Source organism: Sphingomonas sp. Leaf32, from assembly GCF_001421765.1.
Taxonomy (GTDB): domain Bacteria; phylum Pseudomonadota; class Alphaproteobacteria; order Sphingomonadales; family Sphingomonadaceae; genus Sphingomonas.
On sequence record NZ_LMLA01000005.1, the window covers coordinates 1 to 13425 of the forward strand.

General features: G+C 68.1%; 11 protein-coding genes. 4 read left to right on the top strand and 7 right to left on the bottom strand.

Going from position 1 to position 13425, the window contains the following annotated elements; genetic code table 11:
- Positions 1-332: 332 nt before the first annotated feature.
- From hutU to hutI, 4 genes are read right to left on the bottom strand one after another with little or no spacing between them, the layout of a single operon-like run.
- Positions 333-1988 (bottom strand): urocanate hydratase, encoded by a 1656-nt coding sequence (hutU, locus tag ASE83_RS07125; protein ID WP_055785989.1) that lies wholly within the window; start codon positions 1986-1988, stop codon positions 333-335.
- Entirely contained in the window at positions 1985-2791 is an 807-nt protein-coding gene (gene hutG / locus ASE83_RS07130; RefSeq protein WP_055785992.1) for an N-formylglutamate deformylase, read from the bottom strand. Before hutG ends, hutU begins: the two co-directional genes overlap by 4 nt.
- The gene (gene hutH / locus ASE83_RS07135) at positions 2788-4308 is read right to left on the bottom strand and encodes a histidine ammonia-lyase (protein ID WP_055785994.1); all 1521 of its coding nucleotides are present in this window, start codon (positions 4306-4308) and stop codon (positions 2788-2790) included. The genes hutG and hutH overlap by 4 nt, the downstream gene beginning before the upstream one ends.
- Positions 4305-5501: an imidazolonepropionase gene (hutI, locus tag ASE83_RS07140; protein ID WP_055785997.1), complete on the bottom strand. Its 1197-nt coding sequence runs from the start codon at positions 5499-5501 to the stop codon at positions 4305-4307. The genes hutH and hutI overlap by 4 nt, the downstream gene beginning before the upstream one ends.
- 75 nt (positions 5502-5576) lie before the next feature.
- Between hutI and ASE83_RS07145 the strand changes: the two genes are divergently transcribed.
- Positions 5577-6917, top strand: coding sequence for a formimidoylglutamate deiminase (locus tag ASE83_RS07145; protein ID WP_055786000.1), 1341 nt, complete (start codon positions 5577-5579; stop codon positions 6915-6917).
- A gap of 131 nt (positions 6918-7048) precedes the next feature.
- Here the strand turns inward: ASE83_RS07145 and ASE83_RS07150 are convergent, their stop codons facing one another.
- Positions 7049-7828 carry a UTRA domain-containing protein gene (locus ASE83_RS07150; RefSeq protein WP_055786003.1) on the bottom strand — a complete coding sequence of 260 codons (780 nt, stop codon included), beginning with the start codon at positions 7826-7828 and terminating at the stop codon, positions 7049-7051.
- A 405-nt stretch (positions 7829-8233) separates the two neighbouring features.
- On the opposite strand from ASE83_RS07150, the gene ASE83_RS07155 reads away from it, so the two are divergent.
- Genes ASE83_RS07155 through ASE83_RS07165 form a run of 3 tightly spaced genes read left to right on the top strand, consistent with a single transcriptional unit; the run spans position 8234 to position 12124 of the window.
- Positions 8234-10318 carry a TonB-dependent receptor gene (locus ASE83_RS07155; protein WP_235515977.1) on the top strand — a complete coding sequence of 695 codons (2085 nt, stop codon included), beginning with the start codon at positions 8234-8236 and terminating at the stop codon, positions 10316-10318.
- A 22-nt stretch (positions 10319-10340) separates the two neighbouring features.
- Complete coding sequence (locus tag ASE83_RS07160) at positions 10341-11786, top strand: PepSY domain-containing protein (protein WP_156352857.1); 1446 nt, start codon at positions 10341-10343, stop codon at positions 11784-11786.
- A complete protein-coding gene (locus ASE83_RS07165; protein WP_055786009.1) occupies positions 11783-12124 on the top strand; it encodes a DUF3088 domain-containing protein in 342 nt (113 codons plus the stop codon). Before ASE83_RS07160 ends, ASE83_RS07165 begins: the two co-directional genes overlap by 4 nt.
- 15 nt (positions 12125-12139) lie before the next feature.
- Here ASE83_RS07165 and dmeF read toward each other — a convergent pair whose 3' ends face one another.
- Both dmeF and ASE83_RS07175 read right to left on the bottom strand, forming a co-directional pair.
- Positions 12140-13099 (bottom strand): CDF family Co(II)/Ni(II) efflux transporter DmeF, encoded by a 960-nt coding sequence (dmeF, locus tag ASE83_RS07170; protein ID WP_055786012.1) that lies wholly within the window; start codon positions 13097-13099, stop codon positions 12140-12142.
- Positions 13096-13371 carry a metal/formaldehyde-sensitive transcriptional repressor gene (locus ASE83_RS07175; protein WP_055786015.1) on the bottom strand — a complete coding sequence of 92 codons (276 nt, stop codon included), beginning with the start codon at positions 13369-13371 and terminating at the stop codon, positions 13096-13098. Before ASE83_RS07175 ends, dmeF begins: the two co-directional genes overlap by 4 nt.
- Between the last annotated feature and the right edge of the window lie 54 nt (positions 13372-13425).

The window sequence follows — 13425 nt, forward strand, 5'->3', positions numbered from 1 at the left end:
AGCGTGCCCGCCCACGAGCCGTTCGTCACGATCAAGCTCGGCGCGCTCGACGACAGTGCCGACCTTGCGCCACGGATGCACATCTACACGGGTTCCGCGCCGGCATGGCAGGTCATCCCCGATGACCTGCCGGCCTTCCCGAAAATGCCGCCCCCGATGGCGGGTGGCTGAGGGGTCTTGTGTTCGCGCAATGACCCACGCCGGTGGTATCGGCTGTTCTGATCGCGGCCGTGGTGCTGCTGGTGCTGCCACCGCCTGAGACGCGTATTTCCCACATGAGTGCCTGGAGCGGGTTCCGCCACCGCCGTTTTGCGATGGCCGGGCCGGAGGGTTCACAGGATTCCGGGCAGGTCCAGGCCCTGCTGCTTTGCCCAGTCCACCGCGATCGGGTAACCGGCATCGGCGTGGCGCATCACCCCGGTCGCGGGGTCGTTCCACAGCACGCGGCCGAGCCGCTCCGCCGCTTGCCGCGTGCCGTCGGCGACGATCACCATGCCCGAATGCTGCGAATAGCCCATGCCGACGCCGCCGCCATGGTGCAGCGATACCCAGGTGGCACCCGATGCGGTGTTGAGCAGCGCGTTGAGGAGCGGCCAGTCGGACACGGCATCGCTGCCGTCGCGCATCGCCTCCGTCTCGCGGTTGGGACTGGCCACCGACCCGGAGTCGAGATGGTCGCGGCCGATGACCACGGGGGCCTTCAATTCGCCGCTGGCGACCATATCGTTGAACGCCAGCGCCAGGCGATGACGGTCGCCGAGGCCAACCCAGCATATGCGCGCGGGCAGGCCCTGAAACCTGATCCGCTCGCGCGCCATGTCCAGCCAGCGATGCAGATGCGCGTCGTCGGGCAGCAATTCCTTCACCTTGGCATCGGTGCGGTAGATGTCCTCCGGGTCGCCCGACAGCGCCACCCAGCGGAACGGCCCGATTCCGCGACAGAAGAGCGGCCGGATATAGGCCGGGACGAACCCCGGAAAGGCGAACGCGTCCTCGACGCCTTCGTCGCGGGCGACCTGGCGGATGTTGTTGCCATAGTCGACGGTCGGCACGCCCTGTTGCTGGAACGCCAGCATCGCCTCGACATGGCGGGCCATCGACGCCTTGGCCGCCTCCGCCACCGCCGCCGGATTCTGTTCGCGCGTCGCCTGCCAGCGCTCGACGCTCCATCCGATCGGCAGATAGCCGTTGACCGGATCATGCGCGCTGGTTTGATCGGTCAGCAGGTCGGGACGGACGCCGCGTTTCAGCATCTCGGGCAGCAGTTCGGCGGCATTGCCCAGCAGGCCGACCGATACCGGCGCGGTCGCGCCCGTGACGATCGCGAGGGCCTCGTCCAGATCGTCGGTCGCGCGGTCGAGATAACCGGTGCGCAGCCGCATATCGATCCGGCTCTGCTGGCATTCGATGGCGAGGCACGACGCGCCCGCCATCACCGCCGCCAGCGGCTGCGCGCCGCCCATGCCGCCCAGCCCCGCCGTCAGCAGCCACTTGCCCGACAGGTCGCCGCCATAATGCTGTCGACCCATCTCGACGAACGTCTCGTACGTGCCCTGAACGATCCCCTGCGTGCCGATATAGATCCACGACCCGGCCGTCATCTGGCCGTACATGGCCAGCCCCTTGCGATCGAGCGCGTCGAAATGCTCCCATGTCGCCCATTTCGGCACCAGGTTCGAATTGGCGATCAGGACGCGCGGCGCATCGCGGTGGGTGCGGAACACGCCGACCGGCTTGCCCGACTGGACCAGCAGCGTCTGGTCGTCTTCCAGTCGTCGCAGCGTCTCGACGATCGTGTCGTAGCTCGCCCAGTCGCGCGCCGCCCGGCCGATCCCGCCATAGACGACCAGCTCCTGCGGATTCTCGGCGACGTCGGGATGGAGGTTGTTCATCAACATCCTGAGCGCCGCCTCGGTCTGCCAGCTCTTCGCGGTGAGCGTGGTGCCGGTCGCCGGGCGGATGCTGCGGGACGGGTCGAGGCGGTTCATCGGGCAAACTCCAGGCAGGCGGACAGGATGTCGGCGAGGTCGGCGCGCAGCGGCGCGGCGACGGCGGGATCGTAGGGCGGCGGCCAGTTACCGGGCGACACCGCATCCGGTTCGGTCAGGTAACTGCGGATCGCCAGTTCCATCTGGATGGCATGGACCCCCTCACCCGGCCGGCCATAATGGCGCGTCGTCCAACCGCCCCGGAAGCGGCCATCGACGACATGACCACGCCCCGACGCAGCGCAGACCGCCGCGACGGCATCGCGCAGCCGCCGGTCGCAGGTCACCCCGTCATTGGTGCCGAGGTTGAAGACCGGCAGTTCGCCGTCGAACAGGCGCGGCACATGGCTGCGGATCGAATGGCAGTCATAGACGACCACATGGCGGTGCCGCGCGCGCAGGCGGGCGACCTCGCCGGCGATCGCGGCATGATAGGGATCGAACCAGATGTCGCGCCGGGTTGCGATCTCGCGATCGTCGGGTGCTTCACCGTCCGCGTACAGTGGCTCCCCATCGAAGGTGGTCGTCGGGCACAATTCGGTCGTCGCCTGCCCCGGATAGAGCGAGGCGCCCGATGGATCGCGATTGACGTCGATGATGCTGCGCGAAATGTCGGTAGCCACGATCGTGGCGTCGGCGAGACCGGCGTAGAGCGCGGCGATGTGCCAGTCCGCATCGCGCCGCGCCAGCCAGGGCGACCGGAAGCGGTCGGCCAACCCGTCGGGCAGGACCGTGCCGCCATGGGGCATGGCGAGGATCAGCGGGGTATCGGCGCGGCGCACCGACAGCCATGGCGGCGTCATGCGGCCACGCCGGGCAGCGGCCCGACCAGCTCGATCAGCTCGCCGTCGAACACCAGCGCCGTCGCCTCCGCCATGTCCGGCGCCATGTGGCGATCGTCGACCAGCGTCGGGACATGGTCGCGCACCCGCTCGCGAACCGATTCCAGCGCGCCGCTCGACCGAAGCGGCGCATGGAAGTCGCAGCCCTGGCAGGCCGCGAGCAATTCGATGCCCAACACCGCATCGACATTCGCCGCCATGGCCGTCAGGCGACGCGCGCCATGCGCGGCCATCGACACATGGTCTTCCTGATTGGCGGAGGTCGGGATCGAATCCACCGACGCCGGATAGGCGCGCTGCTTGTTCTCGCTGACCAGCGCGGCCGCCGTCACCTGCGGGATCATGAACCCGGAATTGAGGCCCGGCCGGGGCGTCAGAAAGGCGGGCAGCCCGGACAGCGCCGGGTCGACCAGCATCGCGATCCGCCGTTCGGCGATGCTGCCGATCTCGCACAATGCCATTGCGATCATGTCGGCGGCGAAGGCGACCGGCTCGGCATGGAAATTGCCGCCTGACAACGCCTCGTCGGTTTCCGGAAAGATCAGCGGATTGTCGCTGACCCCGTTCGCCTCGACGATCAGCGTCGTCGCCGCCTGTCGCAGCAGGTCCAGCACCGCGCCCATCACCTGGGGCTGGCACCGCAGGCAATAGGGGTCCTGCACGCGCACGTCGTTCTCGCGGTGGCTGGCCCGGATCGCCGAGTCCGCCATCATCGCCCGCAACGCTGCCGCCACCTCGATCTGGCCGCGATGGCCGCGCAGGCGATGGATGCGCGGATCGAACGGCGCGTCCGATCCCTTGGCGGCCTCGGTCGACAGGACCCCGGTCACCAGCGCGGTGCGGAAGATGCGTTCGGCCTCGAACAGTCCGGCGAGCGCATAGGCGGTGCTGAACTGCGTGCCGTTGAGCAGCGCCAGTCCTTCCTTGGGGCCGAGCGTGAGGGGCGCGAAGCCGGCACCATCCAGCGCCGCCTGCGCCGGTAGCGTCCGCCCATCGACTATGATCGAACCGACCCCGATCATGGCGGCGGTCATGTGCGCCAGCGGGGCCAGATCGCCGCTCGCCCCCACCGACCCCTGTGCCGGCACGACCGGCGTCAGTCCGCGCGCCAGCATCGCCTCCAACAGCGCGATCGTCGCCGGACGGACGCCGGACGCGCCATGGGCAAGGCTGGCGAGCTTCAGCGCCATCATCAGCCGCGCCACCGGCACCGGCATCGGATCGCCCACGCCGGCGGCATGGCTCAGCACGATGTTGCGCTGGAGCGTCGCGAGGTCGGCGGCGTCGATCCGCACGCTGGCGAGTTTGCCGAAGCCGGTATTGATGCCGTAGACCGGATCGCCGCGCGCGACGATGCGGTCGACGGCGGCGGCGCTTTCCGCGATCGCGCCGCGGCAATCGTCGTGCAGTCGCGGGATCGCGCCGCGATAGATGGCGAGCCAGTCGGCATAGGGCACGCTGCCCGGGCGAAGGATCATCGACCGTTCCTGATGCGGGAGTGAAGGGGATTGAAGCCGATGCGGTAGACCAGCTCCGCCGGGTCCTCGATCGACCAGATGGCTAGGTCGCACGCCTTGCCGGGCGCGAGCGAGCCGATGGCGTCGCCAAGGCCCAGCGCGCGGGCGGCGTGGATCGTCATGCCGCGCAACGCTTCGGTCACGGTCAGGCGAAACAGCGTGGCCGCCATGTTGAGCACGAGCAGCGGCGAGGTCAGCGGCGAGGTGCCGGGATTGCTGTCGGTCGCCAGCGCGATCGGCACGCCTGCCGCCCGCAGCGCCGCGATCGGCGGCAACGTCGTCTCGCGCATGAAATAGAATGCTCCCGGCAGCAGCACGGCGACCGTCCCCGCCGCCGCCATCGCGGCGACATCCGCGTGCGTGGCATGTTCGAGATGATCGGCCGACAGCGCGCCATGCCGGGCGGCAAGGCGCGCCCCGCCCAATGCCGAAAGCTGTTCGGCGTGCAGTTTGACCGGCAGCCCGTGCCGCGCTGCCGCCGCGAACACCCGTTCGGTCTGGGCAGGGGTGAACCCGATCCCTTCACAAAAGGCATCGACCGCATCGGCAAGGCCGCTGGTCGCGACCAGCGGCATCATGTCGTCGACGATGGTGGTGACATAGCCGTCGGCGTCGCCGGCATATTCGGGCGGGACGGCGTGTGCCGCGAGGAAGGTCGTGGCGACGCGAACGTCTCGCACCCGCGCCAGCGCGCGTGCCGCGCGCAGCATCTTCAGTTCGGCGTCGAGCGACAGGCCATAGCCCGACTTGATCTCGACCGTCGTGACGCCTTCCGCCAGCAAGGCGTCGAGGCGCGGCAGGGCCTGCGCGACGAGTTCCTCCTCGCTGGCGGCCCGCGTCGCGCGCATCGTCGAGACGATGCCGCCGCCCGCCCTGGCGATGTCCTCATAGCTCGCGCCCTCCAGTCGCAGCGCGAATTCGCCGGCGCGGTTGCCGCCGTAAACGAGATGGGTGTGGCAATCGATCAGGCCCGGCGTGATCCAGCGGCGCTCGCAATCGATCGTCTCGGCGTCTGGCATGTCCGGTGCCGACCGGGCCGGGCCGGCATAGACGATGGTTCCGCCATCGGCGGCGACGATGCCGTCCTCGACACGGCCGAGGTCGCTGCCCACCATTGTCACCAGACGCGCGTTGCGCCACAATCGGATCGCCATTACGCCTCCCTATTTGTCTATACAAAATCACGGATGCGGCATAGTGTCCACACCCGACGGTCGGAAAGGGGACGCATGGCGACATTGTGGTTCGAACAGGCGCTGCTGCCGACGGGCTGGCAGTCGCGGGTGCGGTTCCATATCGCGGGGGGGCGCTTCACCGCGATCGAGGTGGATGCCGAACCTGGTCCCGGCGAGCTGCGGCACGGCGTCGCGCTGCCGGGCATGGCCAATCTGCACAGCCATGCGTTTCAGCGGCTGATGGCGGGCATGGCCGAGGTCCGTTCGGGGCCGGACGGCGACGATTTCTGGAGCTGGCGCGACCTCATGTACCGCCTGGTCGGGGCGATCACGCCCGACGACCTGACCGCGATCGCCGCGATGGCGTTCATCGAGATGCTGGAGAGCGGCTTCACGCGCAGCGGCGAGTTCCATTATCTCCATCATCAGCCGGGCGGCGACCCCTATGACGATCCGGCCGAAATGGCGTTCGCGCTGGCCGCCGCGGCGGCGCAGACCGGCATCGCGCTGACCCTGCTGCCTGTCTTCTATGCGCATGGCGGTTTCGGCGGCGTGCCGCCGGGTGACGCGCAGCGCCGGTTCGTCACCGATCTGGACGGCTTCGCGCGACTGCACGACCGCACGGTGCGGGCGGCGGCGACGCTGCCCGATGCCGTCGTCGGTATCGCACCGCATTCGCTGCGCGCGGTCATGCCGGACGAATTGGCGGCGCTCACGACGATGACGGTGGGGCCGATCCACCTGCATATCGCGGAGCAGAGGAAGGAGGTGCGCGACTGCATCGCCTGGAGTGGACAGCGGCCGGTGGAATGGCTGCTCGATCATGCGCCGGTCGATTCGCGCTGGTGCCTGGTCCATGCCACGCACGTCACCGATACCGAATGCCGCGACATCGCCGCGCGCGGTGCCGTGGTGGGACTGTGCCCGATCACCGAAGCCAATCTGGGCGACGGCATCTTCCCCGCCGCGTCGTTCCTCGCGGCGGACGGCCGGTTCGGGATCGGCACCGATTCCAATGTCCGCATCGATCTGGCCGAGGAGCTGCGGACGCTGGAATATGGGCAGCGCCTGATCCGGCAACGGCGCACGGTGCTGGCCACCCCTGCCCGGTCCAACGGGCGGACGCTGTTCGATGCGGCGCTGGATGGCGGGCGTCAGGCATTGGCGGGTGGTCCCGCGCTGCGGGTCGGCGCACCGGCCGATCTGGTCGAATTGGCACCTGCCGTCGCCGACGATGGCGACCGGGCGCTCGACCGCTGGGTTTTCGCGAGCGGGCGGGTGCATCGGGTCTGGCGCGCGGGCGTGCAGCTCGTGGCCGACGGGCGGCACCGCGACCGGGCAGCGATCGCCGCGCGCTTCGATGTCGTCGCCCGGCGGCTGTTGGTCGCGGCCTAAGGGCCGATCGACGCCGCCAGCTTCTCCGTCACCCCAGCGAAGGCTGGGGTCTCCAGCGGCGTGCTCTCACCGGGAAATCCCAACCTTCGCCGAGATGACGCCCGCTGCAACAGGGATGGATCGAACCTCGGCTACCACGACGGCCGAAACTGCCCCTCCAGACGATGATCGTCGCCGGGATACCAGAAGCGGCCGAGCGTTACCGGAACCGTGCCGTTCCACGTCCGACGCTCGACGACGAGGCACGCATCGCCTTCGCGTAGCGCGAGATGGGTTGCGACCATCGCCGTCGCGCCCCGCGCCGAAATCGCATGGCGCGCCTCGGTCCAGGGGACATTGGCGAGCAGCCACTGGCCGGGACTCACGTCCTCCAGCGGTTGGCAGGTGATCCTGGGCGCAGCCTCGACATTGATGAGTCGTTCCTCGAGCTGGAAGGGCCGCCCGTCGGACAGGTGCAGGCACATCATCCGGATCGTCGGCGTCGCCGCCGCCAGTTCCAGTTCGGCGCGCAGCGGCGACCCGTCCGGAACCATGCCGCATTCGAGCAGGCGATAGCCATATTGCCCGCCCGTCCGCTGCACCGCGCTCGCCGCATCCCAGATTTCGAAGACCGGCCGTTCGCGCGCCCGGGCGGTGACCACCGTGCCGACCTTGGGCCGCCGTTCGACCAGGCCCTCGCTGGCCAGGCTCTGCAGCGCCTTGTTCACGGTCATCCGCGCGGCGGCATAATGGCTGGTGAGGAACAGCTCGGTGGGAATCCGCATCCCGGCCGGCCATTCCCCCGTCAGGATCGCCATCGCCATCGATCGGCGGATCTGCAGCCAGACCGGTCCTTCGCCGTCCAGCGGCGGAATGCGAACATCGGTTCCGCCCTGATCGGCGCCAACCCGTTCCTGTACGTCGGTGAGCATCGATGCTCCTAAGCTCGGCCGGCCCTGCACGTCGCGGCACTGGGGAACAACGCTGCCGCATTCCCGACGCGACGGCAAACCCGACGTAGTTTTAATTTCACCTGCGTGACGGTTTCCCGCTTGACGCTTGCCTCTACGCGAGTCAGTCTGTTTTGACTATACAAATACGAAAAGACGAGCAGGAGAGAATAAACCACCAAAAAGGGGGGTATATCTATGCGTCTTTTACTCGGTACGGCGGTGATTCGGACATCTTCGGTCGCGATCGCCTGTTGCCTCGCTGCACCTTCGTTCGCCGACGAACGTCCGACACCGGCAAACTCGACCACGGATACGGCCGCCCCGGACGTCGCCGCGGTTCCGCCATTGACCACGGATCAGGGCGGCTCCCCGACTTCGCGACCGGTGCAGGACGATGCCTCCAAAGAGGAGATCACCGTCACGGGGTGGCGGCTGCGGGAGCTGGACAAGGCGACCAGCACGTCGAGCAGGCTGGGCCTGTCGATCCGCGAAACCCCGGCGACCATCGACCGGATCGGCGCCGACGAAATCCTGACCCGCGGGTTCCGCACGGTCGAGGAAGCGACCGTCAGCCTGCCCGGCGTCATCTCCGGCGGTTCGCCCGGCGACCCGTCGCTATTCTCGATGCGCGGCTTCACCGGCGAACAGATCACGCTGCTGCGCAACGGGTTGTATCTGGGGCCGGCGAACATGATCAACCGCCCGGGCAACACCTTCAATATCGCCGGCATCGACGTGCTGAAGGGACCGGCCTCGGTCCTCTACGGCCAGGGGGCGGTCGGCGGCGCGGTCAACACCGTCAACAAGATCGCCGATTTCGATCGCGACAGCGCCCAGGCGCTCGCCTCCTACGCCAGTTTCGACACGGTCAGCGTCGGCGCGGGCGGCAACAAGGTGCTGAGCGACAGCGTCGCCGCGCGGCTCGACGCCAGCTATCACCGCACCAGCGGCTTCGTCGACCGGGCGGGGTCGAACTCGTTCAACGTGACCGGCGACATCGTCTATCGCCCGTCGGACGCGCTGTCGGTCGAGCTGAACGTCGATTATCTCAAGGACAATCTGACCACCTATTTCGGCACGCCGCTCGTCCCCGCCGCGTTCGCGACCGATCCGATCCGGGGCATCGTCCAGACGGCGGACGGCCAGGTGATCGACCGGCGGCTGCGCTTCACCAATTATAATGTCGGCGATAACCGGGCGAGCAGCTGGCAGGTCTGGCCCCGCCTCGTCATCAACTGGTCGCCGTCCGATGCGCTGACGATCACCAACACCGCCTATGTGTTCCATGCCGAGCGCAAGTGGATCAATGCGGAGAATTACGTCTTCAACGGCACGACGCGGCAGATCGATCGCGACCGGTTCTTCGTGTTCCACAATCAGGACCTGGTCGGCGACCAGTTCTCGGTCGCGTACAGGCAGCAGCTGTTCGGCCTCGACAACAAGCTGGTCGTCGGCGTCGATTACAGCCATCTCGACTTCGTGCGCAGCCGTGGCTTTCCCGACGGGGACAGCGTCGATCCGCTGCGGCCGACGCCGGGCCTGTTCGGGCCACTGGTCGCGCGGGTCAGCCCGACCCGCTGGGATCAGCTTGCGCTGTTCGGCGAGGATGTACTGAGCCTCACCCCGTCGCTGAAGCTGGTGACCGGGCTGCGCGGCGAATGGCTTTATCTCACGCGCGAGAACTTCAACGTGAACGGCAGCTTCAACGCCGCGTCCAGCTTCCGGCGGACCTACAAGCCGGTCAACTACCGCGCCGGCCTCGTCTACGACCTGTCCAGCCAGGTAACGGCCTATGCGTCCTACACCACCGGCAAGGACCCGGTCGGGGCCAACATCTTCCTGGTCAACGCCAACCAGAATTTCGGCCTGAGCAGCTCGCGCCAGTTCGAGGCGGGGATCAAGGCGGACCTGATGGGCGGCCGGGGATCGGTCACGCTGGCGGCCTATGACATCAAGCGGCAGGACATCCTGACCCAGATCGCGATCGATACCATCAGCAATGTCGGCGCCCAGACCTCGCGCGGGATCGAGCTGTCGGGCGAAGTGAAGGTGACGCGCAACTGGACGGTGATCGGCAGCGGCACCTATGTCGATGCGAAATACGAGAATTTCGTCGACCCCAATTACGGCGTGGCCGCATCGGGCAACCGCCCGGCGAACGTGCCGATGTGGACCGCCAAGTTCTGGACCACCGTCCGGCATATCGGCGGCCTGCCGCTGGAGGCCGGCGGGGGCGTGAACTATATCGGCGAGCGCTTCGGTAACACCGCGAACAATCTCGTGCTCAAGCCCTATGCGCTCGGCATCGCCTATGCGACCTATGCGGTCGGCCCGAACCTGTCGCTCACCGGTCGCGTGAACAATCTGTGGAACAAGACCTACGCGCAATGGGCGGACATCTATTACCCCGCCCAGATCCAGCTCGGCGAACCCCGCCGTATCGAGGTCAGCGCGCTTGTCCGCTTCTGACGCCCGGCGTCGCAAGGAGCGGGTGACGAAACAGCTGGCGTGGTTCCATCGCTGGCTGGGCATCGTCACCTGCCTTGTCTTCGCGCTGTGGTTCGCGAGCGGGGCGGTGCTGTTGTTCAAGCCGTTCCCCTCGCTGCCGCGCGGTGACCAGCTGACGCTGGAGCGTCCGGTGGCGGTCGGGGTGGTCGCGGTGTCGCCCGCACAGGCGATGGCGGTCGCGGGCGGTGGGGATACGCTGCGCCTGGTCCAGCGGGGCGCGGTGCCGGCCTATATCGTGGGCACGGCCAAGGGCGCGGTGCCGGTCGATGCGCGCAGCGGTGTGCGCCTCCCCCCGATCGACCAGGCCACGGCGGCGGCGATCGCGGCACGCCTGGGCGCGGCGTCGGCGGTTGCGGGTCCGGCGTTCGATTACGACCAGTGGATCGTCCACAACCGGTTCGATCCGCTCCGCCCGTTCTTCCGCCTCGACCTGCACGATGCGGCGGGAACGCAGCTCTATCTTTCGGCGCGGACCGGTGAACTGGCGCAGCGTACCACGCGCCGGGACCGGGGCTGGAACTGGGTCGGGGCGGTCCTGCACTGGGCCTATTTCACGCCGATCCGGTCGAGCTTCACGCTATGGGACCGGACCGTCTGGTTCCTCTCGCTCGTGGCGCTGCTGGTCGCCGTGGCGGGAACGATCCTCGGCGTTATCCGCACGCTGGCGGCGCAGCGGCAGCGCCGGCCCGCGCTGACCTTCTACCGGTTGCGGTGGATGCGCTGGCATCACCTGCTGGGGTTGTTCGCCAGCGGCTTCGTCCTGACGTGGATTCTGAGTGGCTGGCTGTCGATGGACCATGGTCGCCTGTTTTCGCGCGGCCATGCGCCGGACGCGGCGCTGGCCCGCTACGCCAGACAGTCGTTGCCGGCGGCGGTCATGCCGATCCGGCCGGAGACGTTCACGCGGTACGGCACGGCGCGCGAACTGTCGTTCACGGCGGTCGGGGGCAGCGCGATCGTGACCGCGTGGCAGCCGGGCGGCACGGTCGTGCGCGCGTTCGCCGATGGTGCGCCGCTCGACGCCGGTCGGGTCGCGGCACTGGCGGGTCGCGGTATCGCCGCCGCGTGGCCGGGGGCGCCGGTTCCTCCGTCGAGAGCGGTTCCCGCGACCGACACCTATGCACTCGCCGAAGGCTGGCCCGCGACCGCGCTGCTGTTCGCCGGCGTGCCCGGCGTGCGGCCGGATATCGTCGTGAACGGCACCGACGGCCAGATCCTCACCGTGCTGGACCGCAGCCGGAAAGCCTATGCGTGGATCTACTACGCGCTGCACACCTTCAATTTTCCGGGGCTGACGGCACATCCGCTGCTCCGCCGGATCATCGTTTTCATACCCCTGATGTTCGGATTCGCCTTCAGTATCACCGGCGTCGTGATCGGCTGTCAGCGGCTGCGCAAGACCCTGTTCCCACAACGGAGAGTTAAGTGAGCGACAAGCTGTTCCTGATGAAGCCGGGCTTCACCAATGCCGGTCTCGGTCCGTTCTATTGCGGCGACTCCGTCTCCGTGGAGGGGCTGCTCGGTTTCTTCCCCGCGCTGCGCGACATGATCGCCGTGACCTATATCGATTTTCCCCGCCCCCGGCAGGCGATCATCGACCTGATCGGGGAAGCGAACCAGTCGGTGCCGGTCCTGGTGCTTGCCGATGACGCGACCATTCCTCCGGGCATGGACGTGAAGATGGCGGAAGGCCGCCGCTTCCTCGACGACGAGCGGCATATCCGGCAGTATCTGTCGGCGCGCCACGCCCTGCCGACCGCCGGCTGATCGCATCCGCCCCGCTCAGACGGGCGTCACCTCGATGGTCAGATGCGCCAGTTCGTGCACGGGGCGAAGCCGACGACGGATCTCGCGCGGATCGACATCGCCCGTCGCCGCGACGCTCACGATGGCGGATCGCGCGTCGGGTCCGACTTTCCAGACATGCAGGTCGACGATCCGGGCGTCACCGACCTCGACCAGTTCGCGGACTTCCTGCGCGACATGCTCATCGGTCCTGTCGAGCAGGACATTGGCGGTATCGCGCAGGAGCGTCCACGACCAGCGGGCGATCACGATCCCGCCGACGATCCCCATCACCGGGTCCATCCAGACCCAACCGAGATAGCGACCGGCGAGCAATGCCGCGATCGCCAGGACGGACGTCAGCGCGTCGGCCAGAACATGGACATAGGCCGAGCGCATGTTGTTGTCGCCGCCATGGCCGTGATCGTGCCCGTGGTGATCGTGGCCATGATGATGGCCGTGGTGATGGCCATGATCGTGCCCATGCCCCCCGGACAGGAGGAAGGCGGAGGCGATGTTGACCAGCAGGCCGAGCACCGCGATCCACGTCGCCTCGCCGAACGCCACCCGGATCGGTTGGAACAGGCGCAGGACCGATTCGACGCCGATCCCCAGCGCGACCAGGCCGAGGACCATCGCGGAGGCGAAGCCGGCGAGGTCGCCGACCTTGCCCGTGCCGAAGCTGAAGGCGCTGCTGTGCGCATGACGTTTCGCATAGGCATAGGCGGCCGCCGCGACGCCGAGCGCGCCAGCATGGGTCGCCATGTGGAACCCGTCGGCCAGCAGCGCCATCGAACCGGTGAGATACCCCGCGGCAATCTCGCCGATCATCATCGCCGCCGTCAGCAGGACGACCCACCGCGTCCGACGCGCGTTCGCGTCATGCGCCGCGCCGAGGAAGACATGGTCATGGCGGAGATGCGCCGCATCGTGCGGTGCGGACGTCGAAACGCTCATTTGGTGTACCTCCGGATGACGGTCATGAGGTCGTCGGCGCCTTTGCGCCGTTCCTCGCTCGACAGGGCGTCGTCGGCGACATGCGCCTGAAGATGTTCGACGATGATCTCGTCGAGCAGTCCGTTCACCGCCCCCCGTACCGCGGCGACCAGATGGAGAATCTCCGCGCAGTCGGCGTCCACTTCCAGCTTGCGTTCGACCGCGTTGACCTGCCCCGCGATCCGCTTCACGCGGGCGAGCAGCGCATCCCGGTTGTCGTTGATATGTGCCATCTTCCCTCCTCGCGCGCGTCCTGTCCGAACGCCACCGCTTTGCACTGGCGTCCG